The sequence below is a fragment of the Runella sp. R5_40 genome (assembly GCF_057652295.1).
Map to the genome: position 1 here is coordinate 77,469 of NZ_JBYFCH010000003.1, position 21,674 is coordinate 99,142.

The 21,674-nt window shown below is 45.1% G+C and carries 21 protein-coding genes; 10 read left to right on the forward strand and 11 right to left on the reverse strand.

The genetic code is table 11. The features are described from left to right. Nucleotides 1-160: 160 nt before the first annotated feature. Together AC23N5_RS07465 and AC23N5_RS07470 are read right to left on the reverse strand one after the other, a co-directional pair. Nucleotides 161-2,308 carry a BspA family leucine-rich repeat surface protein gene (locus tag AC23N5_RS07465; RefSeq protein ID WP_487755064.1) on the reverse strand — a complete coding sequence of 716 codons (2,148 nt, stop codon included), beginning with the start codon at nt 2,306-2,308 and terminating at the stop codon, nt 161-163. A gap of 264 nt (nt 2,309-2,572) precedes the next feature. Then, on the reverse strand, nt 2,573-5,272 hold the full coding sequence (locus tag AC23N5_RS07470) for a PQQ-dependent sugar dehydrogenase (RefSeq protein WP_487755065.1): 2,700 nt from the start codon (nt 5,270-5,272) through the stop codon (nt 2,573-2,575). Between the two features lie 415 nt (nt 5,273-5,687). Here AC23N5_RS07470 and AC23N5_RS07475 point away from each other — a divergent pair, with 415 nt between their 5' ends. The 6 genes from AC23N5_RS07475 to folD all read left to right on the forward strand — a co-directional run bounded on the left by AC23N5_RS07475 (nt 5,688) and on the right by folD (nt 10,765). After that, nucleotides 5,688-6,395 carry a GNAT family N-acetyltransferase gene (locus tag AC23N5_RS07475; RefSeq protein WP_183971843.1) on the forward strand — a complete coding sequence of 236 codons (708 nt, stop codon included), beginning with the start codon at nt 5,688-5,690 and terminating at the stop codon, nt 6,393-6,395. 113 nt (nt 6,396-6,508) lie between these two features. After that, nucleotides 6,509-7,708 (forward strand): argininosuccinate synthase, encoded by a 1,200-nt coding sequence (argG, locus tag AC23N5_RS07480; RefSeq protein ID WP_183971842.1) that lies wholly within the window; start codon nt 6,509-6,511, stop codon nt 7,706-7,708. 89 nt (nt 7,709-7,797) lie between these two features. Further along, nucleotides 7,798-8,820, forward strand: a complete 1,023-nt coding sequence (locus AC23N5_RS07485; protein WP_183971841.1) for an alpha/beta fold hydrolase — start codon at nt 7,798-7,800, stop codon at nt 8,818-8,820. Continuing rightward, the gene (locus AC23N5_RS07490; RefSeq protein WP_487755066.1) at nt 8,750-9,460 is read left to right on the forward strand and encodes an SIR2 family NAD-dependent protein deacylase; all 711 of its coding nucleotides are present in this window, start codon (nt 8,750-8,752) and stop codon (nt 9,458-9,460) included. Before AC23N5_RS07485 ends, AC23N5_RS07490 begins: the two co-directional genes overlap by 71 nt. 6 nt (nt 9,461-9,466) lie before the next feature. After that, the gene (locus tag AC23N5_RS07495; protein WP_487755067.1) at nt 9,467-9,775 is read left to right on the forward strand and encodes a nucleotidyltransferase family protein; all 309 of its coding nucleotides are present in this window, start codon (nt 9,467-9,469) and stop codon (nt 9,773-9,775) included. Between the two features lie 108 nt (nt 9,776-9,883). Further along, the gene (gene folD, locus AC23N5_RS07500) at nt 9,884-10,765 is read left to right on the forward strand and encodes a bifunctional methylenetetrahydrofolate dehydrogenase/methenyltetrahydrofolate cyclohydrolase FolD (RefSeq protein WP_183971838.1); all 882 of its coding nucleotides are present in this window, start codon (nt 9,884-9,886) and stop codon (nt 10,763-10,765) included. 73 nt (nt 10,766-10,838) lie between these two features. On the opposite strand, the gene AC23N5_RS07505 is transcribed toward folD, so the two are convergent. Further along, the gene (locus tag AC23N5_RS07505; RefSeq protein ID WP_183971837.1) at nt 10,839-11,591 is read right to left on the reverse strand and encodes an acyl-CoA desaturase; all 753 of its coding nucleotides are present in this window, start codon (nt 11,589-11,591) and stop codon (nt 10,839-10,841) included. 107 nt (nt 11,592-11,698) lie between these two features. Between AC23N5_RS07505 and AC23N5_RS07510 the strand changes: the two genes are divergently transcribed. Together AC23N5_RS07510 and AC23N5_RS07515 are read left to right on the forward strand one after the other, a co-directional pair. Then, nucleotides 11,699-11,986 carry a hypothetical protein gene (locus tag AC23N5_RS07510; RefSeq protein WP_183971836.1) on the forward strand — a complete coding sequence of 96 codons (288 nt, stop codon included), beginning with the start codon at nt 11,699-11,701 and terminating at the stop codon, nt 11,984-11,986. A 221-nt stretch (nt 11,987-12,207) separates the two neighbouring features. After that, nucleotides 12,208-12,642: a VOC family protein gene (locus tag AC23N5_RS07515; RefSeq protein ID WP_487755068.1), complete on the forward strand. Its 435-nt coding sequence runs from the start codon at nt 12,208-12,210 to the stop codon at nt 12,640-12,642. A 195-nt stretch (nt 12,643-12,837) separates the two neighbouring features. On the opposite strand, the gene AC23N5_RS07520 is transcribed toward AC23N5_RS07515, so the two are convergent. From AC23N5_RS07520 to parS, 5 genes are read right to left on the reverse strand one after another with little or no spacing between them, the layout of a single operon-like run. Further along, nucleotides 12,838-13,746 carry a PE-PGRS family protein gene (locus AC23N5_RS07520; protein ID WP_487755069.1) on the reverse strand — a complete coding sequence of 303 codons (909 nt, stop codon included), beginning with the start codon at nt 13,744-13,746 and terminating at the stop codon, nt 12,838-12,840. Beyond that, on the reverse strand, nt 13,743-14,918 hold the full coding sequence (locus tag AC23N5_RS07525; RefSeq protein ID WP_487755070.1) for an OmpA family protein: 1,176 nt from the start codon (nt 14,916-14,918) through the stop codon (nt 13,743-13,745). Before AC23N5_RS07525 ends, AC23N5_RS07520 begins: the two co-directional genes overlap by 4 nt. A 58-nt stretch (nt 14,919-14,976) precedes the next feature. Beyond that, a complete protein-coding gene (locus tag AC23N5_RS07530) occupies nt 14,977-15,834 on the reverse strand; it encodes an Rpn family recombination-promoting nuclease/putative transposase (protein WP_487755071.1) in 858 nt (285 codons plus the stop codon). A gap of 24 nt (nt 15,835-15,858) precedes the next feature. Further along, complete coding sequence (locus AC23N5_RS07535) at nt 15,859-16,344, reverse strand: RES family NAD+ phosphorylase (RefSeq protein WP_487755072.1); 486 nt, start codon at nt 16,342-16,344, stop codon at nt 15,859-15,861. After that, complete coding sequence (parS, locus tag AC23N5_RS07540; RefSeq protein ID WP_487755073.1) at nt 16,344-16,844, reverse strand: type II RES/Xre toxin-antitoxin system antitoxin; 501 nt, start codon at nt 16,842-16,844, stop codon at nt 16,344-16,346. The genes AC23N5_RS07535 and parS overlap by 1 nt, the downstream gene beginning before the upstream one ends. 91 nt (nt 16,845-16,935) lie before the next feature. Here parS and AC23N5_RS07545 point away from each other — a divergent pair, with 91 nt between their 5' ends. Next, nucleotides 16,936-17,481, forward strand: coding sequence for a DinB family protein (locus AC23N5_RS07545; RefSeq protein WP_487755074.1), 546 nt, complete (start codon nt 16,936-16,938; stop codon nt 17,479-17,481). A gap of 73 nt (nt 17,482-17,554) precedes the next feature. Here the strand turns inward: AC23N5_RS07545 and AC23N5_RS07550 are convergent, their stop codons facing one another. After that, nucleotides 17,555-18,010, reverse strand: a complete 456-nt coding sequence (locus AC23N5_RS07550; RefSeq protein ID WP_487755075.1) for a GNAT family N-acetyltransferase — start codon at nt 18,008-18,010, stop codon at nt 17,555-17,557. Nucleotides 18,011-18,112: 102 nt separating this feature from the next. On the opposite strand from AC23N5_RS07550, the gene AC23N5_RS07555 reads away from it, so the two are divergent. Continuing rightward, nucleotides 18,113-20,683, forward strand: a complete 2,571-nt coding sequence (locus tag AC23N5_RS07555) for a family 20 glycosylhydrolase (protein WP_487755076.1) — start codon at nt 18,113-18,115, stop codon at nt 20,681-20,683. Between the two features lie 406 nt (nt 20,684-21,089). Here the strand turns inward: AC23N5_RS07555 and AC23N5_RS07560 are convergent, their stop codons facing one another. After that, nucleotides 21,090-21,302, reverse strand: a complete 213-nt coding sequence (locus AC23N5_RS07560; protein ID WP_183972253.1) for a DUF4926 domain-containing protein — start codon at nt 21,300-21,302, stop codon at nt 21,090-21,092. 4 nt (nt 21,303-21,306) lie between these two features. Beyond that, nucleotides 21,307-21,645, reverse strand: a complete 339-nt coding sequence (locus AC23N5_RS07565; protein WP_487755077.1) for a DUF6883 domain-containing protein — start codon at nt 21,643-21,645, stop codon at nt 21,307-21,309. Between the last annotated feature and the right edge of the window lie 29 nt (nt 21,646-21,674).

Below are 21,674 nucleotides of genomic sequence, written 5' to 3' on the forward strand. Positions count from 1 at the left end.
AGGTTTTAAATACGAATACTTTAAGTGCTAAAGTACAAGTTATCCGTTCAATCCGTCTCATCCGCGTGCCATCAACGACGATTTTAGCCCACGGATGACTCGGATGCAGTAATAGGGCGCCAGAGAAGTTAAATGAAAAATAGGAGGAGAAATAGCTGCTTTATTGACATCCTTTTATTTGGGCTAGAAACGAACTTGTTTTTTCGGCAGAAAAGCCAGGGAGTAAGGTGATGGAGTTGCCTGCTTCATAGACCACGTTGGCATTGGGCGTAAAGCTGACATTGCCCACTTTTTTATTGGAAGTAAGGGTAGTAGATGCCTTGAATCGCTCCTTTTCGGTGACCACGTTGTAACCTACCGCTACGGTATTGGTGGCTACTTTCACCGTGACAGTTTCCGTGCCGCCCGTGCTGCAATTGGCTGAATAAGAAGTAGTAAGTGCAGGGCTTACGGTGATTGACGCCCCCGTTTGTGGACTTGTCCCACCCAACCAAGTTACCGTGCCCGCGCATCCACTCGCTGCTAGGGTAATGGACGTTCCTGGACAAATAGCGGGCCGCTCGGGTGAAATAGTAATCACTGCTGGGATAGTGCAGTTTTTAGAATCTCCCGAAATACTCCAACCCTTGCCCCCCGAGGCGATAGGCGTAGTAAGGAGCGTGCGGGCCGTTTCAGCATCGCAGTAGTTAAGATTTGAAGCGCCCATACTTCTACCCGTTACCGAGCCAGCCGCAAAAGCGGTGAGCGTAGCATCGTAGTTGGCCACACTCATGCCGCAGTTATCCAAAAAGCCAATGAGGTTCACATTAGCATTAAGTTGACTACCCCAAGAAGCTAAACTTTGGTTGAAAGAACGGCAATAAGCAAATATATAATTCATACTCTTGATGGAAGCGGTATTAAAATTGCTAATTGGTTGATTAAAAGTGCTACAACCAAAAAACATATAATTCATATCAGTAACTTTTTCAGTATTAAAATTGCTTACTGATTGGTTAAAAACAGTACAATCAAAAAACATATAACTCATATCAGTAGCCTTTTTAGTGTTAAAATTGCTCACCGATTGGTTAAATGAGCTACAATCAGAGAACATCGAACTCATATTAGTCACAGCAGCGGTATTAAAATTGCTGACCGATTGGTTAAAGGCATAACAACCATCAAACATCCCCCACATATCAGTAACTTTTTCGGTATCAAAATTACTGACCGATTGGTTAAAAGTGCTACAACCAAGAAACATCCCGCTCATAGTAGTCACAGCGGCGGTATTAAAATTACTTACTGGTTGATTGAAATTTCTACACTCCCAAAACATACTGCTCATGCGCGTAGCCTTTTGAGTATTAAAATTGCTGACCGATTGGTTAAATGAACTACAACCAGAAAACATCGACCAAAAATCAGTAACCTTTTGAGTATTAAAATTGCTGACCGATTGGTTAAATGAGCTACAATTACTGAACATTCCGCCCATAGTAGTCACAGCGGCGGTATTAAAATTGCTAACTGATTGGTTAAAGGCACGACAACCAGAAAACATCGAACTCATACTAGTTACAGCGGCGGTATTAAAATTGCTAACTGATTGGTTAAAAGAACGACAACCAGAAAACATATAGCTCATATTGGTAACGTTCTCAGTATTAAAACTGCTCACTGATTGGTTAAAGGCACGACAACCAGAAAACATATAGCTCATATTGGTAACTTTCTCAGTATTAAAATTGCTCACTGATTGGTTAAAGGCACTGCACTCCCCAAACATCCCACTCATATCGGTGACGGCAGCAGTGTTAAAATTGCTCACTGATTGGTTAAATGAACTACAGTAAGCAAACATATAACTCATATTAGTAACGGCAGCAAAGTTGGGGGGGGCAGTGGCAGTGAGTACCATGTTTGAACAACCCTCAAAAGCTCTTTCCATACTGCTCCAAGCCACCGCGCCCCATTGCTTTATTTCCATGAGTCGTTGGCGGTCTGTTCCGTAACTGATATTGATTCTTTGAAAATTAACGGGGTCAATGCTTAGGTCGATGATGGCATTGGCAGGTAAGTTTGTGATGGTGAGCGCCCTTCCGCTAAATGTACCGCTTCCAGAGGCTGCGCCACCCACCTGCTGCCAAGTATAGCTTACCGTACCAGCTGTTTCTACGGCAAAACTTAGTTCCGTAGCTGTCCAGCCTGGTTTTGATAAATCCCAACGGGTGATGAAGGGGCTGTTTTGGGCTTGGGTAGGGTGTAACATGGTTCCCCAAGCAAGTAAAAAAATAGTCAAAAACTGGAGTACGATTTTGGGCATAAAATGACTTTTTTCGAGAGAATACTTACAAATGTAGAAAAACGTAGGTTTTAACTACGAATACTTTAAGTGCTAAAGCACAAGTTATCCGTTCAATCCGTCTCATCCGCGTGCCATCAACGACGATTTTAGCTCAGGGATAGCTCAGATTTGACACAGTTTTTAGGAATGTAAAAATCTTCGGGTGCAGGAGAAGGATAAAAAAAAATGGGACTGGTTGTAAGCAACCAGCCCCACGGCAAAAACGGTTAATAATGAAAAAAACTATTGCCCCGAGTTAAACTGGAGCCATTCTACGCCAAACAAACCATTGCCTTCGGGCACCGATTTGGTGGTCGTGAAAACCAAATATAAATTGTGTACTTTGTTGTCAGGCTTGCGGAGCGATAACGTTACAGCCCCCATTTGACTGTTCGATACTTCGGTCTGACCAATCAACGCCCCCGTTGGACTATCCAAACGTACTTCGATGGTGCCGCCTACGGTGCGGTCAGGAGTGGCATACACCATGCACGATAAACTGCTGACATCGGTCAAATCCACGTCTTTGTAAAGTGCGTAGCTACCATTTTTCACTGGGGCCAATACTTCCGATTTTGTTGGAAGCTCAACCGTCGTGGCGTCTTTGGCTTCGTCGTTCCAAGTTGCTTTCAATTTGGCAGGACGCAAGGCCACTGTGCTTGTAGAAGTCTGAGGGCCAACGACAGGATTTCCTTTGTCGGTGTAGCTGGCTCTGAAAATATACGAACCTTCTTTTTGTTTAGCCGCCGTTACGTACTCGCCTTTCACAGGTTTTTTGTCAGGGCCTTTTTCGTTGCCCAACGACATGATGTACTTCACGATTTCTTTGGCTTCTTCTTTCTTGATTTGAGGGTGGGCGCTCATGGCTTGTTCGCCCCATACGCCACCACCACCGTTGATGATTTTATCGGCCAAACGGCTCTCAATATCGCGTGCTCCTTTGTATTTTTTGGCTACGTCGCGGTAAGCAGGGCCAATCGACTTCTTCACTACGTCGTGGCAGGCTTTACAATCCGACAAATCCATCAAGCGTTTGCCCGTCGCTACGCCCAAATTGGCTTGGTGGCCTTGTGCCAAAATCGTTTTGTCAAAGCCTTCCAAGTAATCCACCGTTACGGTGACATCCTCTGGATTGATTTTTTGATTGGCCAAACTGCCGTCTTCTTTGTCCGAAACTTTCACTTCGTAAGCAACGGGTTTGTTTTCCCAGTAAAACGATTTGTTTCCTGCCAATGCCACTTCTACTTTAGGAGGTTCGTTTCCTACTTTTACCTCTACGCTGCTGCTACTTGCGTTGCCTTTGCTATCGGTTACTTTGAGAGTAGCGGTGTAAATTCCTGGTTTTGTGTAGGTAAATGTTGGGTTAGCCACGGTACTTTTGGGCAAACCTTTTCCAAACGTCCACTCGTATTTGAGGGCATCGCCGTCGTAATCCACCGTTCCTTTTGATGAAAACTCCGCTTTCATGGGCGCTGCACCCGCTTTTTTCTGCACACTTGCCACGGCCAACGGCTTACGATTGCCCGCGTTGTAGGTGATGCGCGACAAGCGCGAGTCGTCGTTTTGGGCAAACCAAGTGTTACCGTATTCGAGTACGTATAACGAGCCGTCCACCGCAAACTGCATGTCGATAGGGTGGCTAAACTTGGTGTTAGGCATAAACTCTTCCATTTGCACAAAGTCACCGTCTTTGGTCATGGTCACGGGGTGAATCCAGTCGCGAATCCATTCGTAAGCAAACAACTTGCCGTCGTAGTGACGAGGGAATTTTACGTTGGTTTCTGGATAATCGTCGTAGTAGTAAACAGGCCCTGCCATGGCATTACGACCTCCTTTTCCTACAATCGGGCCAAACTCGGGTGAGTCGGCGTAGGGGTAAAAAATGAACGCTTTTTGTGCAGGAGGCAATTCGGTGATACCTGTGTTGTGGGGAGAATCGTTGATGGGCTTGAGCGGGTCAAAACGTTCACCCGATACTTTGGTGCCCATGTCATAGCGATTATAAGGACGGTTGTCGCCAATAAAAAGAGGATAGCCAAAATACCCTGCTTTACGGGCTTGGTTTACTTCATCATAGCCTCGCGACCCACGTGTTGGGCTGTCGTTGCCCGCGTCAGGGCCTACGTCACCCCAGTACAAATAATTGGTGCGTTGGTCCACCGAAATACGGTACGGGTTACGTGTTCCCATGGTGTAAATCTCTGGACGAGTTTTGGCTGTACCTACGGGGAATAAGTTACCCGCTGGAATGTCATACCCACCTTCAGGACGAGGCTTGATACGAAGTACTTTACCGCGCAAGTCGTTGGTGTTAGAAGATGTTGAGCGGCCGTCCCAATTGGCGCGACCAGGGCGACCATCGAGGGCACCGTAGCCTTCGTTGCCAAACGGATTAATGTCGTCGCCCGTTGAAAGGTACAAATTTCCTTGTTTGTCCCACGCAATCGACCCACCCGTGTGGCAGCAGTCGGTACGTTTGACGGGCACGCGCAACAAGACCTGTTCGGTGCTAGGCAGGAGCGTATCTTTTTCGGTATCGTACTTCATACGAACCAATCGCTGCGAAGTATCTGCTTCGGTCGATACGGGCGAATAGTACAGATAGACCCATTTGTTCTCTTTAAAATTGGGGTCTAGGTTGATACCCATCAAGCCGTATTCTTGCAGAATGTACACAGGTAGGTTGGCTACTACTTTGTACGAATTCGGTTTTTTGGGGTTGAACAATTTTACTTTCCCTTTGCGCTCGGTTAAGAGCACGCGCTGGTCTTCCAGTACTACAAGCTCAGTGGGTTCGTCGAGCTTTTCAAGTAGAATGTTTTTGGTAAAGCGGTTTTCCTCAGGAGGAGTGGAGGTTTGCCCCATCACTGAGGGCGACATCGCTGTTAGGAGCAAGCAAGCAGCCAGTGCCAATGATGACTTAGACCCAAAAAATGGCTTCATAATGTAGTTTAAAATGAAAATTTGTATTGTGTTACCTTATAAAGTACGGCTATCGAATAAACTAATTTGCTGACTTACAAGTTTTATGAATTATTAAGAAATTGTATATACTACGATGTAGGAGGTAAAATGAACTATCGAAAAAAATAATTCGTTCTTTTCTTGCACGGTTCATACAATTTAACCGATATTTGTCACGTTTTTTTTCAAAAACAAAATCACAAAAGTGGCCAAAACGCTCTCACATACTCGCTGCGCACATACTACGCCATTTATTTGTAGGTCCGAAAGGACACAATGATACTCGTTTGCCTATGTGGTAAACATACTTCGCACTTTCCCCAAAAATCATCAATTTTCAACACCAAAGCGGATTATTTGTCTCCGCAGAGGATTTAATCCTGACTAAACGACAATGTCAAACATCGAAATCGTATCTGACCAATACATTGTAGAAACAGCCGAAGAAAAACATTTTGACCTCGCCGAAACCATCTGCAAAGAGATGGAAGAAAGCGCCAAACAACGCGGAACAGGGATTGCCAAACGCTCTCCTGTTTACATCCGCGAAAAAATGGCCGAAGGTAAGGCAATCATCGCCACTACGCTTTTGGGCGAGTGGGTTGGTTTTTGCTACATCGAAACCTGGGAACATGGCAAATTTGTGGCTAACTCGGGGCTTATCGTTCACCCAGATCACCGTAAGAGTGGCATTGCAAAGGCCATCAAGCGCAAAGCATTTGAGTTGTCGCGCGTGAAATATCCTGAAGCAAAAATCATTGGTATCACTACGAGCCTAGCCGTGATGAAAATCAACTCGGATTTGGGCTACGAGCCAGTCACTTTTAGTGAGTTACCAGCGGATGATGCTTTCTGGAAAGGCTGTTCTAGCTGCGTAAACTACGACGTTCTGACGCGTACCAACCGTAAAAACTGCTTGTGTACGGGAATGATGTACGACCCGCATGTAGCCCATAAAAGTGGGAAAAAAGCACCTTGGGATTTCTTGAAAGAGTCGAAGTTGTACGAACGTTGGATGCGTCTCAAACAACGCGTGTTGCTACAACGCGAAATCAGAGAGGCAAAAGCACGTCATCGTCAACAAGAATTAGAAGTGGCGTAGGAAAAGCCTACCTTGCATACTAACCCGCTGGCGTTAAGGTCAGCGGGTTTATTTTTTTAGTAACCTTCCTTAGATTATCTTAACTTTGCGGCAACTAATTGTATTTACCACCGATGTCAGAAAAAAAGAAAGTTGTTTTAGCATTTAGTGGAGGTCTTGATACCTCGTTTTGTGTCAAATATTTGTCAGAAGACAAAGGCTACGAAGTTCATTCGGTATTGGTCGATACTGGAGGTTTTTCGGACGAAGAACTGAAGGCCATCGAAGCTCGTGCGTATTCGTTGGGTGTAAAGTCGCACGCGACTATCTCAAAAACAGCGGCTTACTACGACGAGTGTATCAAATACTTGATTTTTGGAAATATTCTGAAAAATAACACGTACCCACTTTCGGTGAGTGCCGAACGTATTTTTCAGGCGATTGCAGCGGCGGAGTTTGCCAAAGAAATTGGCGCAGCAGCCATTGCTCACGGAAGTACAGGCGCAGGAAACGACCAAGTACGTTTCGACATGGCGTTCCGCATCATCATGCCTGAAGCCGAAATCATCACTCCGATTCGCGATATGCGCCTTTCACGCGAAGCCGAAATCGAATATTTAAAGTCAAAAGGAGTTGATCAAGAATGGCATAAAGCAGCGTATTCTATCAATAAAGGTTTGTGGGGCACATCGGTAGGTGGAAAAGAAACCTTGACGTCAAATAACTACTTGCCAGAAAGCGCCTTCCCAACGCAAGTAAGCAAAACCGAGGCCGAACGTGTTACGTTGGGCTTTGAAAAAGGTGAACTTTGCTCACTTAATGGCGAAGCGATGAGTGCGGTAGAAGTGATTCAGAAATTGACCGAAATCGCCGCACCTTTCGGTATCGGACGCGACATCCACGTGGGTGACACCATCATTGGTATTAAAGGACGCGTTGGTTTTGAAGCAGCCGCGCCGTTGGTGATTATCAAAGCGCACCATACGTTGGAAAAACACGTATTGAGCGAGCAACAATTGTATTGGAAAGAGCAATTGGCCAACTGGTACGGAAGTCTGTTGCACAAAGGCCAGTTTATGGAGCCTGTGATGCGCAACATCGAGACATTCTTGGCCGATACTCAAGCGCACGTTTCGGGATTGGTACACATTCATTTGGCACCGTACCGTTTCCACGTTGAAGGCATTGAGTCAACATACGATTTGATGTCGTCGGTGTTTGGTAGCTATGGCGAAATGAACAACGCTTGGACTGGCGATGACGTTCGTGGTTTTGCCAAAGTTGCGTCAAACCAAGTGATGATTTATCAGAAAATCAGTGAGTTGAACCAGTAATTCGTTGTCTGTTAATTGTTATCTGTTATCAGTAGTGAACAACTAATAACAGATAACAATTAACGGATAACGAAAATCTCAAGGGCCGCATGAGAAAAGCTTTACCCTTTATAATCGCGTTTTTGTTGGTGGTGTTGGAGAGTAGGGCCCAAAACGAAGGGTGGGCTATCTGTAACAGCGGCGCTAATTTGTACTTCAAAATAGTAGGAAGTGGCAATCCCGTTCTCGTCGTTAGTGACGTGGGAAATTCTTCGAGCTACTTAAAAGAACTCGTCCAAAAGCTATCGGAAACCAACCGTGTTGTCTTCTACGACCCGCGTGCAACGGGCAAAAGCCGTTTTCCATACATTAGTGATTCTACGGTTAATTTCAACAAAGCCGTGGCCGACATTGAAGCCCTCCGAATGGTATTGCGTATCCCGAAATGGTCGGTGATGGCGCACGGTTTTGGGGCTAAAATTGCCTGTGCGTACGCGTCGCAAGCGGGTTCGCATTTGGGGCAGCTTATTCTTGTGAATCCCGTGTCGATGACAACCTTACCCAATAGCTCTGATGTGTATTTTGACACGCACGAGGACTATGGTTTTTCGGGAATGCTGTCGCAAGAAGTCATCAATCGGCGATTTGAAAAACTACAACAGCATCTTCAGACAATTTCGCCCGATTCGGTGGCACGCGCCAAAGCCATCATGGGTTTTCAGGCCGCCACTTACGTACACGATACCCTTCACGAGCCCATAGCGGCAGGGTTTTTGTACGAAAAAATTCAGAATATCGACGTAAAGAGCAGGGTAAGTAGTAAATTTGTTCCTAATCCGTTTGATTGTGTTACCAGCATTCGTCAGCGCGGAATCCCCGTCATGGTGGTATTGTCGCGACAACGCTTTAATCTCAGTGGATTGGTGAATTATTGGAAAAAAGCGCTGCCTGCGGCCTCTATTGCGGTGATTGACCGAGCGCATCATTTTCCTTGGTTGGACAATCCTGCGGTGTTTTACGCAAAAGTAAATACGTTCTTACAATCATTTATCCCCGAAACGAATGTCATCGTCGCCCAAAAAAAAGTTAGTCGTCCTGTCAGGCGCGGGTATCAGCGCCGAAAGCGGTATTAAAACCTTTCGCGATTCGGATGGATTGTGGGAAGGATATAGCATTGAGGACGTAGCCACGCCCGAGGGCTGGCGCAAAAACCCGCAGTTAGTACTTGATTTTTACAACGAACGCCGCAAACAGGCGCTTTCCGTCGAGCCAAATGCGGCTCATTTGATTTTGGCTGAATTAGAGCACCATTTTGACGTTCAGATTATTACCCAAAACGTCGATAATTTGCACGAAAAAGCAGGTTCAACCAAAGTGCTCCACTTACACGGAGAGTTGTTTCAATCGCGCAGTACGAAAAACCCCCGTTTGGTGTATGATATGAAAGGGTGGGAGTTGAATTTGGGCGACAAATGCGAACTTGGCAGCCAACTACGCCCCAATATTGTGTGGTTTCACGAAGAAGTGCCCATGATGGAACCCGCCGTTGAACTGACTGAGCAAGCAGATATTTTTGTGGTGGTTGGTACGTCGTTGGTGGTATATCCTGCGGCGGGCTTGGTGTACTACGTTCGTCCCCGTGTGCCGATTTTTGTGGTTGACCCCAAAACGCCAGAGTTGGCTGGGAGTACCAAGTACGTCACGTTTATTCCCGAAAAAGCAACGGTGGGTATGGAGCTGTTGGAAGAGACGTTGTTGGAAAAGTATTTATAGAAAATCATGAATCGTTTAATAAAAGATAATTTATCCCAGTTAAAAACAATTTTTCAAACACACAAGGTTGAAAGAGCCTATGTGTTTGGTTCAGGAGCAACTGAAAACCTCAATGATGAGAGCGATATTGATTTTTTAATATCGTTTGACAAAGAAATTGAACCGCTAGAGAAAGGGGAATTATGGTGGTCTTTGTATGATGCTCTAAAAACAGTTTTTAAGAGAGAAGTTGATTTATTGACGGAAAATTCACTTAAAAACCCTTACTTTATTAAAGAAGTATTGAGTACTAGGGAGTTAGTGTATGGACAATAAAGTCCATCGAACCAGTTAATATTTGGGCTATAATCATTAATTATCTCCCTATTTTAAAGGTAGAAGTACAACAGTTGTTGAACAGTTAAGAATATTTATACATACAAAATGCAACTTTTAGACGGTAAGGCCCTGTCGGCGCAGGTAAAAGCCGAAATCAAAGTAGAAGTGGATAAAATCAAAGCGGAAGGCGGAAAAACGCCTCATTTGGCGGCGATTTTGGTAGGAAACAACGGCGCAAGCGAAACCTACGTAGCGTCAAAAATCAAAAGCTGCGAAGAAGTTGGGTTTAAGTCAACGCTCGTGCGTTTGCCCGACACTACTTCAGAAGCGGAGGTTCTATCACACATCGAAGCTCTCAACAACGACGCAGACATCGACGGTTTTATCGTACAGTTGCCGCTTCCTTCTCACATTTCTGAAAACACCGTGATGGAAGCAGTAGCCCCTGAAAAAGACGTTGACGGCTTTCACCCCATCAACGTAGGTCGTATGTGCAAAGGCTTGCCTGCGTACATTTCGGCTACCCCGTTTGGGATTTTGGAAATGCTAAAACGCTACAACATCGACACCGCTGGAAAGCATTGCGTAGTAGTAGGACGTAGCCAGATTGTGGGGCTTCCGATGAGTATTTTGATGCAACGTAATACTGCCCCAGGCAACGCTACCGTGACGATTTGTCACAGCCGTACGCACAACTTAAAAGAGGTTTGCCAGAGCGCCGACATCTTGATTGCGGCCTTAGGACGCCCCGAGTTTATCACCGCTGACTACGTGAAAGAAGGCGCGGTTGTGATTGACGTGGGTATCACCCGCGTGGTGGACGAATCCAAAAAAAGTGGGTTTGCCATTAAAGGTGACGTTAAGTTTGACGAAGTAGCGCCCAAATCAAGCTACATTACCCCTGTCCCAGGTGGAGTAGGACTCATGACCATCTGTGGCTTGATGACTAACACGCTTTTAGCCTCGAAGAAGGCTATTTTCAAGTAGGGGATTTGGTTATCCGTTAACTATTATTTGCCATCAATACGAATAACGGTTAACAGATAACCAATAACTTTACCTAGCTAGGCATATAATTCAAATCATTGTTACGCTTGAGTTTGATGATACCCGTTGCGTTCAGGAATAAAATGAATGGATAGGTAGGGTCAAACTCATGCCATTTTACGCCAAAATTGGCCCTGCCACCTAATTTGTGGTGGTTGTTGTGATACGATTCTCCCATCATCAAAAAGTCGAATGGAAGCAGGTTTTTGGCCGTATCGTTTACTTTGAAATTGGTATAACCGTACTTGTGCGCGTACCAGTTGATGATAACTCCGTGCACAGGCCCCATCAAAAAGTGAATGGGCAACAGCAAAAACATCCACCAAGCCGTCGCAAATTTGATGTAAAATAGCGTGTACAAGACTCCCCAACCAATACGAATAATCCAATAATCGCCGAGGCGCTCCATAAACTGCCAGTGAGGAACATCCTTTTTAAACTTGGCAGGAATTTGGTCCTCGCGGTGTAAAATGTTGTTGTAATAATTCTTGGTTTTCCACATCATATCAAAAAGACTCGACGAAAAACTCGGCGAATGAGGGTCTTCTTCGGTGTCGGCATAGGCGTGGTGAAGGCGGTGCATTACCCCATACGCGTACGGACTCAAAAACGAAGAACCTTGAAAAATAAAGGTAAGTGTGTAAAAGAATTTTTCCCAAAACGGGCTCATTGTGAACATTTTATGAGCGGCATAACGGTGCAAGAAGAAGGTTTGCATCAAAAGAGACAAATACCAGTGGGCTACAAAAAAAACAAGAATATACATAAACGGAGAAAATGAATTGTGACTATACTACCACAAAAGTATCGGTCGGGTTTGGAAGAAAAGATGAGAAAAATCAGGTTTCTTTGTTTTTTAAAACCTCATAGAAAATGACATTTAACGATTTTAAACAAAGTCTCTCGCTCTCAGGACCATCGTCGGATTGTCCTATTTTAGTAAAAGCTCTATGGTACGACGCCAAAGGGCAGTGGGATGAAGCACACGATATAGCTCAGTCGCGTGAAGGCACGCGCGACTACGACCGCTTGCACGCGTATTTGCACCGCAAAGAAGGCGACCAATGGAACGCAGGCTACTGGTACCGCCGTGCCCGTGCCGAAATGCCTTCGTATTCGTTGGAACAAGAATGGGAAGAATTGGTAAAAATGTGGCTGTGATTTTGAATATCGAGGGTAGAAGGGAGAGTGTCGAATGTGTTTCTGGTTGCTCACAACCAGAAGACGCGACGTTGTCACGTGCCTCAGGTTTCTCAAAACCTGAGTAGTCTGTGCTTTTGGTTGCCCACAACCAGAGGACGCGACGTTGTAGGTAAATGCAAGAAGAAAAATACTTTTGGAGAACAGAATCTATTGACCCACTTTTTACTATTCTTTTTCCTATGAAGTCTTTCTTTTTTGCTTTGCTGTTATTGTCGGCATCTTTCTCAGGGTTTTCTCAAGATAAAATAGGGATTGTCAAACACAACCACATCGCACTTCAAGTGGTCGATTTGCAGGCGAGTGCGAAGTTTTATGGGGAAGTGTTGCAATTGGAACGCATTGAAGTGCCTGACAATTTAAAGGCGATTCGGGCGTGGTTTAAAATTGGCACTGACCAACAAATTCACCTGTTGGCTGGACGTACACAGCCCGTAGTCAACGACCGAAATGGTAGTCATTTTGCGATTTTTGTGGCTTCCATGGAAAAAGCAGAAGCGTACCTAACTCGCCTAAAACTCCCTTTTCACAAACAAACACGCTTTGATGGAGTCATTCAAATCTACGTTCCTGATCCTGATGGGTATTTGGTCGAACTCAACGAATGGAAACCTTAACGAGTGTCGAAGGTAGAATATCGAGTGCAGAGGGTTGCTTACAACCCGATTGAGCGCCAAGTGTGCTTCATATTTCGTTGAATTTGTTTCAGGTTTTGAGAAACCTGAAACACGTTGAGAAACCTGAAGCACGTTACGAGAATGTCGAATGTAGGGTGCCGCAGGTTGCTCACAACCTGCGTTTAAGTTTATCTGTTACTTCCTCGCATAAAAATACAAGTTAACTGACGGAACATTTCGGCGCTCGCTGAGGGTAAAATAACCTTTGTTGTTTAAGTCAAAACAAACGGCTTCGCCTTGAGGCTCAAAGATATACGGCAAGCTTTTGGTAGGGGCGCGAAGCAGCACTTCGCCTACAGTTTCGGTGGCTTTGCGTTTCCAATAATAAATGGCAGTATAGCCTCGAACGATAACTTCGGTACCAATTGTTGAAATTGCACCGCCTGTCAAATCAGCCCCGACGGTCATTTCTCCTACTTTTTCGGCAGTGATAACTTCCGTCGTAGATTGAGGGTAAGCCAAGCGATACACACGGGCGTTGGTGAGCCATTTGGTGACGACGTAAATGTCTTTTGTCAAAGGGTCAAGCAACAGCGTTTCGGAGTCATAAGCCCCGTCGGGAAAGCGAAAACGAATCCAATCAAAATTGGTAATTTTAGAGGTTAACGTGCTAGGCTCTGCAAAACGGTAGATTTGTTTGATGTCCCGAACGTTGGAGTTATCTCCAATATCAGCCAGATAAATGTACGACTCATTGGCATCGGGGCCTGGGCCAACGGCCATGTCTTCCCAGTCATAATTGATAAAAGGAGTGGTATAATTTGCCACAATTTTACCTTGACGGTCAAGTAGATAAATGCGGTCAGGCGAGCCAGCATCTTCGTGCGTCCAGAGAAAACCAGCTTGTTTTTTACTGTCGGCCAAGCCTGAAGCCTCGTCAAGTTCATCGGCAGGAGAAACAGCGTGAGCGGTCGGGGTTGCCGAAAAATTCTCAGACAACTCCGTGGGTTCACCAGGAGTTGGGGTCGGTTTTTCACACGATACTACTAAAAAGGCGCAGATACTTCCCAAATAACAAAGTTTATTCACGGCAGTTATTTTCAAAGTTTTGTAATAATCAGCTCCACGCGGCGGTTGAGCTGACGAGTTTCTTCGCGGTTGTTATTGGCAATTGGCCTACTGGAACCAAAGCCTTTGCCCGTAATTCGACTGGGGGAAATGCCTTTTTTAACCAAAAAAGCCTTCACAACTTCCACCCGCTGACGAGAAAGGGCTAGGTTTAAATCAAAATCCCCTCGGTTGTCGGTATGGCCTTGGAGCTCGATGTGCGCTGTTGGGTGTTCTTGCATAAATTTGAGCAAATTCTCCAATTCCGCACTCGACTCAGGCAGCAATTCTGGCTTGCTTTGGGCAAAACGCAGGTTCTGCAATACAATCGCTTTCCCAACAGAAACGTTTTTGTTGTCTAATGAAGTATAGTTTTTGGGAGGTTCGGGCGTATTTTCTTTGGGGGCTTCCTTGGGTAGAGGCGGAGAAACCACGGGCTGAGGGGCAACGGGGGTAGGGGTATTTACCACCAACGGCTGGCTGATTTTTTCTTCAAGTAGTTGAAAATCACGCTTGATGCTAGCGGGGTCAACCACGTAGTCGTACAATTTAATCATTGCTACAGCTCCGTCACTGGCTTCGTCTTTGACGATAAGGTCATCAAAGAAAAAGTTGAGCACGCCATCTTCGTCGATGATGCCTTGGGAAAAACGGTCAGTAAATTCAACTTTAGACTCCCCGTCCACGTACATTTTAAGCTGGTTTGTTCTGGCATCCCGCGCCACCACGTAGTGGGTATATTCGTTGGGGTTGACGGGGGCTTTGGTTCCGACTGCGAAATTGTAAAAATTGAGTTTACCGTAGAAGATATAGCACCCATTATCAGATTTACGATTTTTAAAATCAATGACTCGTTTCCAACTGTCTAAGGAGGTAAATCGGAAGTAAATCTCAATGGTATATGAACCGCTCAGGAAGCCATTGGCGGCACGGTTGTCAAATTGTAAACCACAGTTTCGGTCGAATACATAAACAGTGCGTTGGAGGTTTTTGAGTTCGGGAAGTTTTTCGTTTTGAAATGTGCCTTCTTGACCCAACACCTTGAGTTTCGGGAGCTTGCCCGACTCTTCTTCAAACGAGTTTTCAAAACGATAAACGGCAGTCCTCTGAGCTTGCACGCTCGACAACAACGCAACAATACACCATAAACACAGGATAGTGAAACGCATGGGCTAGAGTGGAAAGGGTGAATACTATGCCAAAAGTAGTGAAATTGATTCAGACTTTTCAGAGCCTTTCTATCTCCTCTTGGGTCAGCCCTGTTGATTTTAGAATGATTTCAATGGGGAGGCCATTATGTTTTAATTCGCGAGCAATTGCTTTTTTCTCGTCTTTGCGAACCCTTTCTTCTTCTTCTATTTGCATCGTCCACAACATACTAGCTTCATACCTTAGATTTTCGATGTGTTTATGGTAGTTGAGGCGTTCTTCTTCATTAAGGTTATCAACTCTCCAGAGTTCTTTGGCTTTCGAGATTCCTTTGGCTTTAAATTCGTCTTTGATTTCGTTGTTTTTAAAGTAATAAATCCATTCATCTAGTGAATCTTTGGCCACGTTATTGAACTGATTTACTTTTAAAACGTAATACTCGGGAAAAATTTGGTATGGTTCTATTTTTCCAAGAATTTCAATTTGTTTGTCCGAAAGCCTTAATCTGTCAGAAGTATGAATGCCTAGAAAGTCGGTTTTCCCATGATAGACGTAGTCGTTACCTTGGCCTAGGTCAAAATAGACGATATTGATGGAATAAACTTTTTTGATGTTTTTGTAAGGTTCCCCGACAGAAATATAATCAGTAATCACTTTGGAGGTGCCGTAAGCCATTCGATGAAAATAATCGTATTCATTTTGGTTCTGGATTTCTACAATCACTAGCTCTTCTTTGGCATTTTTAATAAGTATATCGACTCGATTAAACTTGTCAGAATCAATGCGTTGATTGCTTTCGCTCTCCAGAATAGTCTGAATCACAATATCTTCTTTGAACAATTCTGAAAGAAAGCCTTCCAGTACAGAGTAATCAGCTTTGTTCCTCAACAATCGCTTTATAGCCCAATCAAATCGTATTAAATTTCGGTTGTTCATTGTTTTGGTTTTTAAATTTTTGCCCTATTTCAGAATCTCCCCCGTCCACTGAAATCGCGAATCAAAAACCATTGGAGTTGTGTTGGTTACGTTGATTCGTTGCGTATCTGGGTGGTGGGGGTTGATGAGATAGTTAAATTCTTGCGGGACAATACTACTTGGAACTTTGAGCACTGCCGCTTCGCTGTCGAATACAAAATCGTCGCCAATTGTTTGGGTCGTGAGGGTAGGGGGCTTTGCATTCCAGTCGTCGGGTAAGTCGTTGAGGCTGACTTCCAAAATAGGTAGGTCGTCGGGAATGTCAATTTCGACGTAATATCTATCTAGTGGCAAGTCCTCGCTCAAATCGAGGTGAACGGAAACTTCCAAGGTCGCCAAGGCACGACTTTCGGCAGTATATACCAATCGGGTATGCAAACTATTCCATCGGTAGCCTTTGGTCATGGAAGCACCTATACCTAACAAAGTGGTTTTTAAGTATTTTTCTCGTTCAATCCTATAAACTTTCATTAGGCAAAATTTCCAAACTCAATTCGGTTGAGGCAAAAAGTTACTTCATCAATTCCCGTAACAGTATCTAATAAACTTTCGGGGGAGTGTCCACCAAGAGATAGGTTAGGTTTTTTTAACCAACGCTGAAATTTATCTTCCTCATTGTTAAACACTTCCAGTCCAAAATCAATCAGCTCAGTGATGAGGACTATTAATTCACTGTCGCGAGTGTCGAGCAACGAATGTTCGCTTTTTTTCTTGTTGTAGGTGGTTTGCGGCATTCCCACAATGGAGAGCACGGCCTTTACGGGGCGATTTAAGCGTTTGCTGATGAGTTCAATGCTATCGTACGGAATCCCACGTCGGATGATTCCTACTCGTTCCATCTTGTTACTCCAAGTATATTTTTTGCCTTCTGATTCAATCACCCATTTTTGGTGGGTTGTTGCTGCTTCGGATGCCTTTTTTACACTTCTTTGAGTGTTAAATGGCAAAGTATTACTGATTTTGTGTGCCATTATGCAACATATTTGTTGTGAAGATATAACAAATAGGTTGTATCTGAAAGTTCTTTGCGTTTAATTTGACGTTTCAATTCAACCAATTGCGATGAAACCTGCCTCAACCCTCGAAGTGTGGCTACGTGGGCCACTACCCGAAATTCCCGCTTTACTACAACCTGTGGCTCATGCACTTTTGCAAGCCCGCGAAGAGGTGGAAAAAATAGCCGAAGGGTTTCCCAACGAAAAACTATGGGAACGACCCGTTGGGGTAGCCTCGGTAGGCTTTCATTTACAGCACCTTACGGGGGTATTAGACCGTCTTTTTACGTACGCCAAAGGCGAAATGCTCAGTCCATCGCAACTCGAATGGCTGGCCAATGAAGGAAAGCCGCAGGCTGGTCAAGCGTCGTTTGAGGAACTGTTTCAGCATTTTAGCCAGCAAATCGACAAAGCCCTTGCCCAACTGAGCGCTACCGATACTTCTACATTGTTGGAGGGTCGCGGCGTGGGGCGTGCTCAAATTCCTTCTACGGTATTGGGACTTCTTTTCCATGCTGCCGAGCACACCCAACGGCACGTCGGCCAACTACTCGTGACGGTGGCAGTGGTGGGTAGGAATGTCGAAGGCAAAGTGCAGAATGTCGATTTATAAAAATAGGATGATTCAAAAACAAATGCCCCCAATATGTAAATGTTCGACATTTTGCACTCGACATTCGACACTTTCAAGATAGCTTTAGGTGAAGAATTGGATAGGGTTTGCCCAAGCCATCAGTTTCGGAGCGGTTAATGATTTGGAAACCCATTTTCTGGTAAAAACCTACGGCTTGGGGGTTTTGCTCATTGACATCGACCCGTGTTACGCCTAGTTCATGGATGGCGTGTTGAACAAAAAACGACCCCAATCCTTGTCCGCGAGCATCGGGGTGAATAAAAAGCATTTCAAGTCCATCGCCGTGGACACCCATAAAACCCATAATGGCACCGTCGGTACTCCGAATACATTCTAAATGGATGGCTTTGAGGTATTCGTTGAGAATGAGGGGTTTGAAGTAAAGAATGTCAGATTCGGGTAAAAAATGATGGGTGGCGCGCACCGAAGCTTCCCATACATCGGTGATTTCGACGTAATCGGTGACGGCGGCCATTTCAATGACGAACGGAGTAGAAAATTGTGGCATAGGTTTCAAACGTAATTTTTATAAAAGTACACCGATTGGAATGTTCTTGTATTTTTGCAACTCATTTTTCTGTTCCTAACCACTTCTTCAACCTATTTTATAATGGGCCCGACAACCAACTCATTTCTATTTTGCCGTAGCGCTGCGCGTTTATTCTGTTTTCTTTTGCTGTTTGGTTCAGTGTCGCTGAAAGCGCAGTTGGCTGCTCCTTCCTTGAAAATCAGCTGGGAAATTGTGGAAAACAACCACAAAGGTAAAACGGCTTCGTTGACTTCGTTTACTTTTACAAATACGTCTAAAAAAGCGCTTCCCAAGTCAGGATGGAGCTTGTTTTTTAATAACGTTCGTACGATAGATACGACGGTTTCTCCCGATTTTACCATTCGGCATGTCAATGGTGATTTGTTTCAATTGATGCCTACGGCGGCGTTTCAGGGGCTAAAAGCGGGTGCTTCCACCACAATTTCGTTTATTTCTTCGGCTTGGGTAGTCAATTTTACTGACGCCCCCGCGGGCTTGTATTGGGTGTGGGAACAACAGCCCGAACGCGGCTATCCGCTAACCGATTATACCATAAAGCCTTCTACCCAACCGCGCCAATACCAGCGTTTTGCGGGAGACAAATTGGGGTTGATTACGCCCGAAATGATTTTTAATCAAAACAAAGCGACGGAGGAAATTGCCGAAAAAGAATTGCCTAAAATTCTCCCTAGTCCACAACAATACCGCGAACGAGGTGGGTCGTATGTCATCACTTCTCAAACCGTTTTGTCTGTGCCTGAGGCATTTCGCAATGAGGCTAGTTATTTGGGTAGCCAACTTTCGTCGATGCTAGGTTCGCCTTTGGCGTTTTCTACCGAAAAACAAACCACTGGAATTGTACTTAAACAAGAAACCATGCCTAGCGAGGCGTACCGTTTGATGGTTAACCCGAGTGGAATCGAAATTACGGCAGGCGACCGAGCTGGGGCTTTTTACGGAATACAGTCGTTGTTGGCGTTGTTGCCACCGTCGGCTTGGGGAAAAACGCAGTCAAGTTTGTCTGTCACAGGCGTAGAAATCAGTGACCAGCCGCGTTTTGGGCACCGTGCGATTATGCTCGACGTCGCTCGGAATTTTCACTCAAAAGCGCAAGTAATGAAGTTGCTCGACTTGATGTCTTCCTACAAACTCAACGTGCTACACTTGCATTTTTCGGACGACGAAGGTTGGCGTTTGGAGATTCCATCCTTACCCGAATTGACGCAAATTGGCGCCGTGCGCGGCCACGGAACCGACCCCCTCAAATTGCTTCAACCATCTTTTGGTTCAGGCCCTGATGCTTCACAGAACGCAGGTACGGGCTATTACAGTCGCCAAGATTTCTTGGAATTGCTGCGTTATGCCACCGCGCGTCACATCAAAGTCATTCCCGAAATCGAAGCCCCTGGGCACGCCCGGGCGGCTGTGGTGGCGATGAAAGCCCGCTACTCCCAAAAAATGGCCCAAGGGCAAAAAGAAGAAGCTGAAAAATACCTTCTGCACGACCCCGCCGACCGCTCAGTGTATCGTTCGGTACAGTCGTGGAACGATAACGTGATGAACGTGGCCATGCCGTCAACCTACCGTTTTTTGGAAAAAGTAACCGACGAAATCGTGGCGATGTATCGTGATGCCAACGCGCCTCTCGAAACCATTCACTACGGCGGCGACGAAGTGCCAGGAGGCGTATGGACGCAATCGCCTGCGGTGCAGCAGTTGCGTCGTGACAATCCGAGTATTCAGTCAACCGACGACCTTTGGTATTATTTTTACGGAAAAGTAATAGACATTGCCCAAAAACGCGGTCTTTACGTCTATGGTTGGGAAGAAGTAGCGATGCGCAAAACCATGCTCGACGGTAAAAATTACGTCATTCCAAACCCTGATTTTGTGGGAAAAGGGGTACAAGTGGATGTGTGGAATAATGTGTTGGGCTGGGGAGCCGAAGACTTGGCCTATCGCCTTGCCAATGCGGGCTACAAAGTGGTGCTTTCGTGCGTTACGCACCAGTATTTTGACATGGCCTATTACAAGTCGTTTGACGAGCCTGGGTATTATTGGGGCGCGTACACCGACGTTGACAAGCCTTTTTCGTTTATTCCGTACGACTATTTCAAAAATTCAAAAGAAGACCGTTTGGGCAATCCGCTCGACCGCTCGATTTTCAATGGGAAGGAACGCTTGACGGATTACGGCAAACAAAACATTGTGGGAATTCAAGGATTGCTGTGGAGTGAGACGGTCAATTCGCCCGAACGGATGGAGTACATGATGTTGCCAAAATTACTTGGAATGGCCGAACGGGCGTGGGCATTGTCGCCAACGTGGGCGGAGAAAAACGACGATAAAGCCTATCAAAAAGCGTGGTCGGTGTTTGCCAATCAACTCGGCAAACGCGAGCTTCCTCGTTTGGATTTTCGCGCGGGCGGGTATGCGTATCGGGTGCCAACGGCAGGGGCTGTGGTTGAAAGCAACCAAGTAAAAGCCAACGTGCAACTCCCTGGACTGACGATTCGATACACCACCGATGGCTCCGAGCCTACAGCAACCAGTGCGGTGTATAGCCAGCCTTTGCCCGTAAGCAAAACGATTAAAATGAAGGTGTTTACGTCCAATGGACGCTCAAGCCGCACGGTAGAGGTGAATCCGTAGGAGGGGAAAATGATTTTTTACTTATTTTCATCAAAGTCTCCCATTAAATCCTGAAATGCAGTGGTAATAGCCTCTTTATAAGGGTTATCCTTTTTGATAATCAGAGAATTAAAGTAGGTTACATCCAGAAGCGGATCAATAAGCGAAATCATAATGACTAAAAAGCATTACGAGGCAGATTTTTTATGGTTAGGTAGGTGGAACAGCCTCAAGAATCTTGTTGGTTTCTCGGTAGCGCTCAGCCAATCGTCGTGAAACTTGTAAAGCTTTTTCATGCTTATCGGCTTTTGTTGAATTTTTTTAGTTTCCATGATGAGAATGTTTTTACAAATTTACAACGGTTCTTATCTTCATCTACGAAAACGATTTTGTGGGAAGGGGTATTGTCAAGGTAGTTAGCAGCCCCCTAAACCCCCGCAGGCTCAAAATAGACCTTCATCAGTTGATGGGCGGCGAGGGTAGGCAGGGCGTAAGTAACGCCTTTGGTATCAGCGAATTCGACTAAAAAAACATCTTTGTCCAATACCTCTACAATAGTTCCTAACTCTCCTTTACGGAGATTGGTGTGGGGCAATGCTTCCGTCAATACCACCACATCTAATAATTCAAGGGTTTCCATGTCTTTATTTGTTGATAACATAACAACTCGTTAGTCGTGGGAAATCTTCGTCAAATCTAACAATCCAGCTTGTTCTTACCAAGGCTTTTTTTGGTGGATTTTCTACCTCAATATCCACAACGTATAAGTCGCCATACTGGTTTGATTCCGTGAAATTAGCTTCATTTTTTAAAATAGATTGCAAAATAGCGTCTTTCAATTGTTGAAAATGCTCAATTGAGAACCCAAGTGCTGACTTAAATACCTTAGCTTTGTGTTTGCCAATGGGATGCGATTCTGATAAACAATAATCCATCAATTTTCGGTCGTCAATGAAGGCTCGATTAGCATTAAGCAGAGTCATGGAAGTAATGGTTTCGAACTCGATTTTGA

Coding starts and splice junctions, on each gene's coding strand:
- AC23N5_RS07515 (WP_487755068.1), top strand. CDS start 12,208: ATGAAGTCTTTCTTTTTTGCTTTGCTGTTATTGTCGGCATCTTTCTCA.
- AC23N5_RS07525 (WP_487755070.1), bottom strand. CDS start 14,918: ATGCGTTTCACTATCCTGTGTTTATGGTGTATTGTTGCGTTGTTGTCG.
- AC23N5_RS07560 (WP_183972253.1), bottom strand. CDS start 21,302: ATGGAAACCCTTGAATTATTAGATGTGGTGGTATTGACGGAAGCATTG.
- AC23N5_RS07535 (WP_487755072.1), bottom strand. CDS start 16,344: ATGAAAGTTTATAGGATTGAACGAGAAAAATACTTAAAAACCACTTTG.
- AC23N5_RS07555 (WP_487755076.1), top strand. CDS start 18,113: ATGGGCCCGACAACCAACTCATTTCTATTTTGCCGTAGCGCTGCGCGT.
- AC23N5_RS07470 (WP_487755065.1), bottom strand. CDS start 5,272: ATGAAGCCATTTTTTGGGTCTAAGTCATCATTGGCACTGGCTGCTTGC.
- parS (WP_487755073.1), bottom strand. CDS start 16,844: ATGGCACACAAAATCAGTAATACTTTGCCATTTAACACTCAAAGAAGT.
- AC23N5_RS07475 (WP_183971843.1), top strand. CDS start 5,688: ATGTCAAACATCGAAATCGTATCTGACCAATACATTGTAGAAACAGCC.
- AC23N5_RS07485 (WP_183971841.1), top strand. CDS start 7,798: ATGAGAAAAGCTTTACCCTTTATAATCGCGTTTTTGTTGGTGGTGTTG.
- AC23N5_RS07465 (WP_487755064.1), bottom strand. CDS start 2,308: ATGCCCAAAATCGTACTCCAGTTTTTGACTATTTTTTTACTTGCTTGG.
- AC23N5_RS07505 (WP_183971837.1), bottom strand. CDS start 11,591: ATGTATATTCTTGTTTTTTTTGTAGCCCACTGGTATTTGTCTCTTTTG.
- argG (WP_183971842.1), top strand. CDS start 6,509: ATGTCAGAAAAAAAGAAAGTTGTTTTAGCATTTAGTGGAGGTCTTGAT.
- AC23N5_RS07530 (WP_487755071.1), bottom strand. CDS start 15,834: ATGAACAACCGAAATTTAATACGATTTGATTGGGCTATAAAGCGATTG.
- AC23N5_RS07545 (WP_487755074.1), top strand. CDS start 16,936: ATGAAACCTGCCTCAACCCTCGAAGTGTGGCTACGTGGGCCACTACCC.
- AC23N5_RS07495 (WP_487755067.1), top strand. CDS start 9,467: ATGAATCGTTTAATAAAAGATAATTTATCCCAGTTAAAAACAATTTTT.
- folD (WP_183971838.1), top strand. CDS start 9,884: ATGCAACTTTTAGACGGTAAGGCCCTGTCGGCGCAGGTAAAAGCCGAA.
- AC23N5_RS07510 (WP_183971836.1), top strand. CDS start 11,699: ATGACATTTAACGATTTTAAACAAAGTCTCTCGCTCTCAGGACCATCG.
- AC23N5_RS07550 (WP_487755075.1), bottom strand. CDS start 18,010: ATGCCACAATTTTCTACTCCGTTCGTCATTGAAATGGCCGCCGTCACC.
- AC23N5_RS07490 (WP_487755066.1), top strand. CDS start 8,750: ATGTCATCGTCGCCCAAAAAAAAGTTAGTCGTCCTGTCAGGCGCGGGT.
- AC23N5_RS07565 (WP_487755077.1), bottom strand. CDS start 21,645: ATGACTCTGCTTAATGCTAATCGAGCCTTCATTGACGACCGAAAATTG.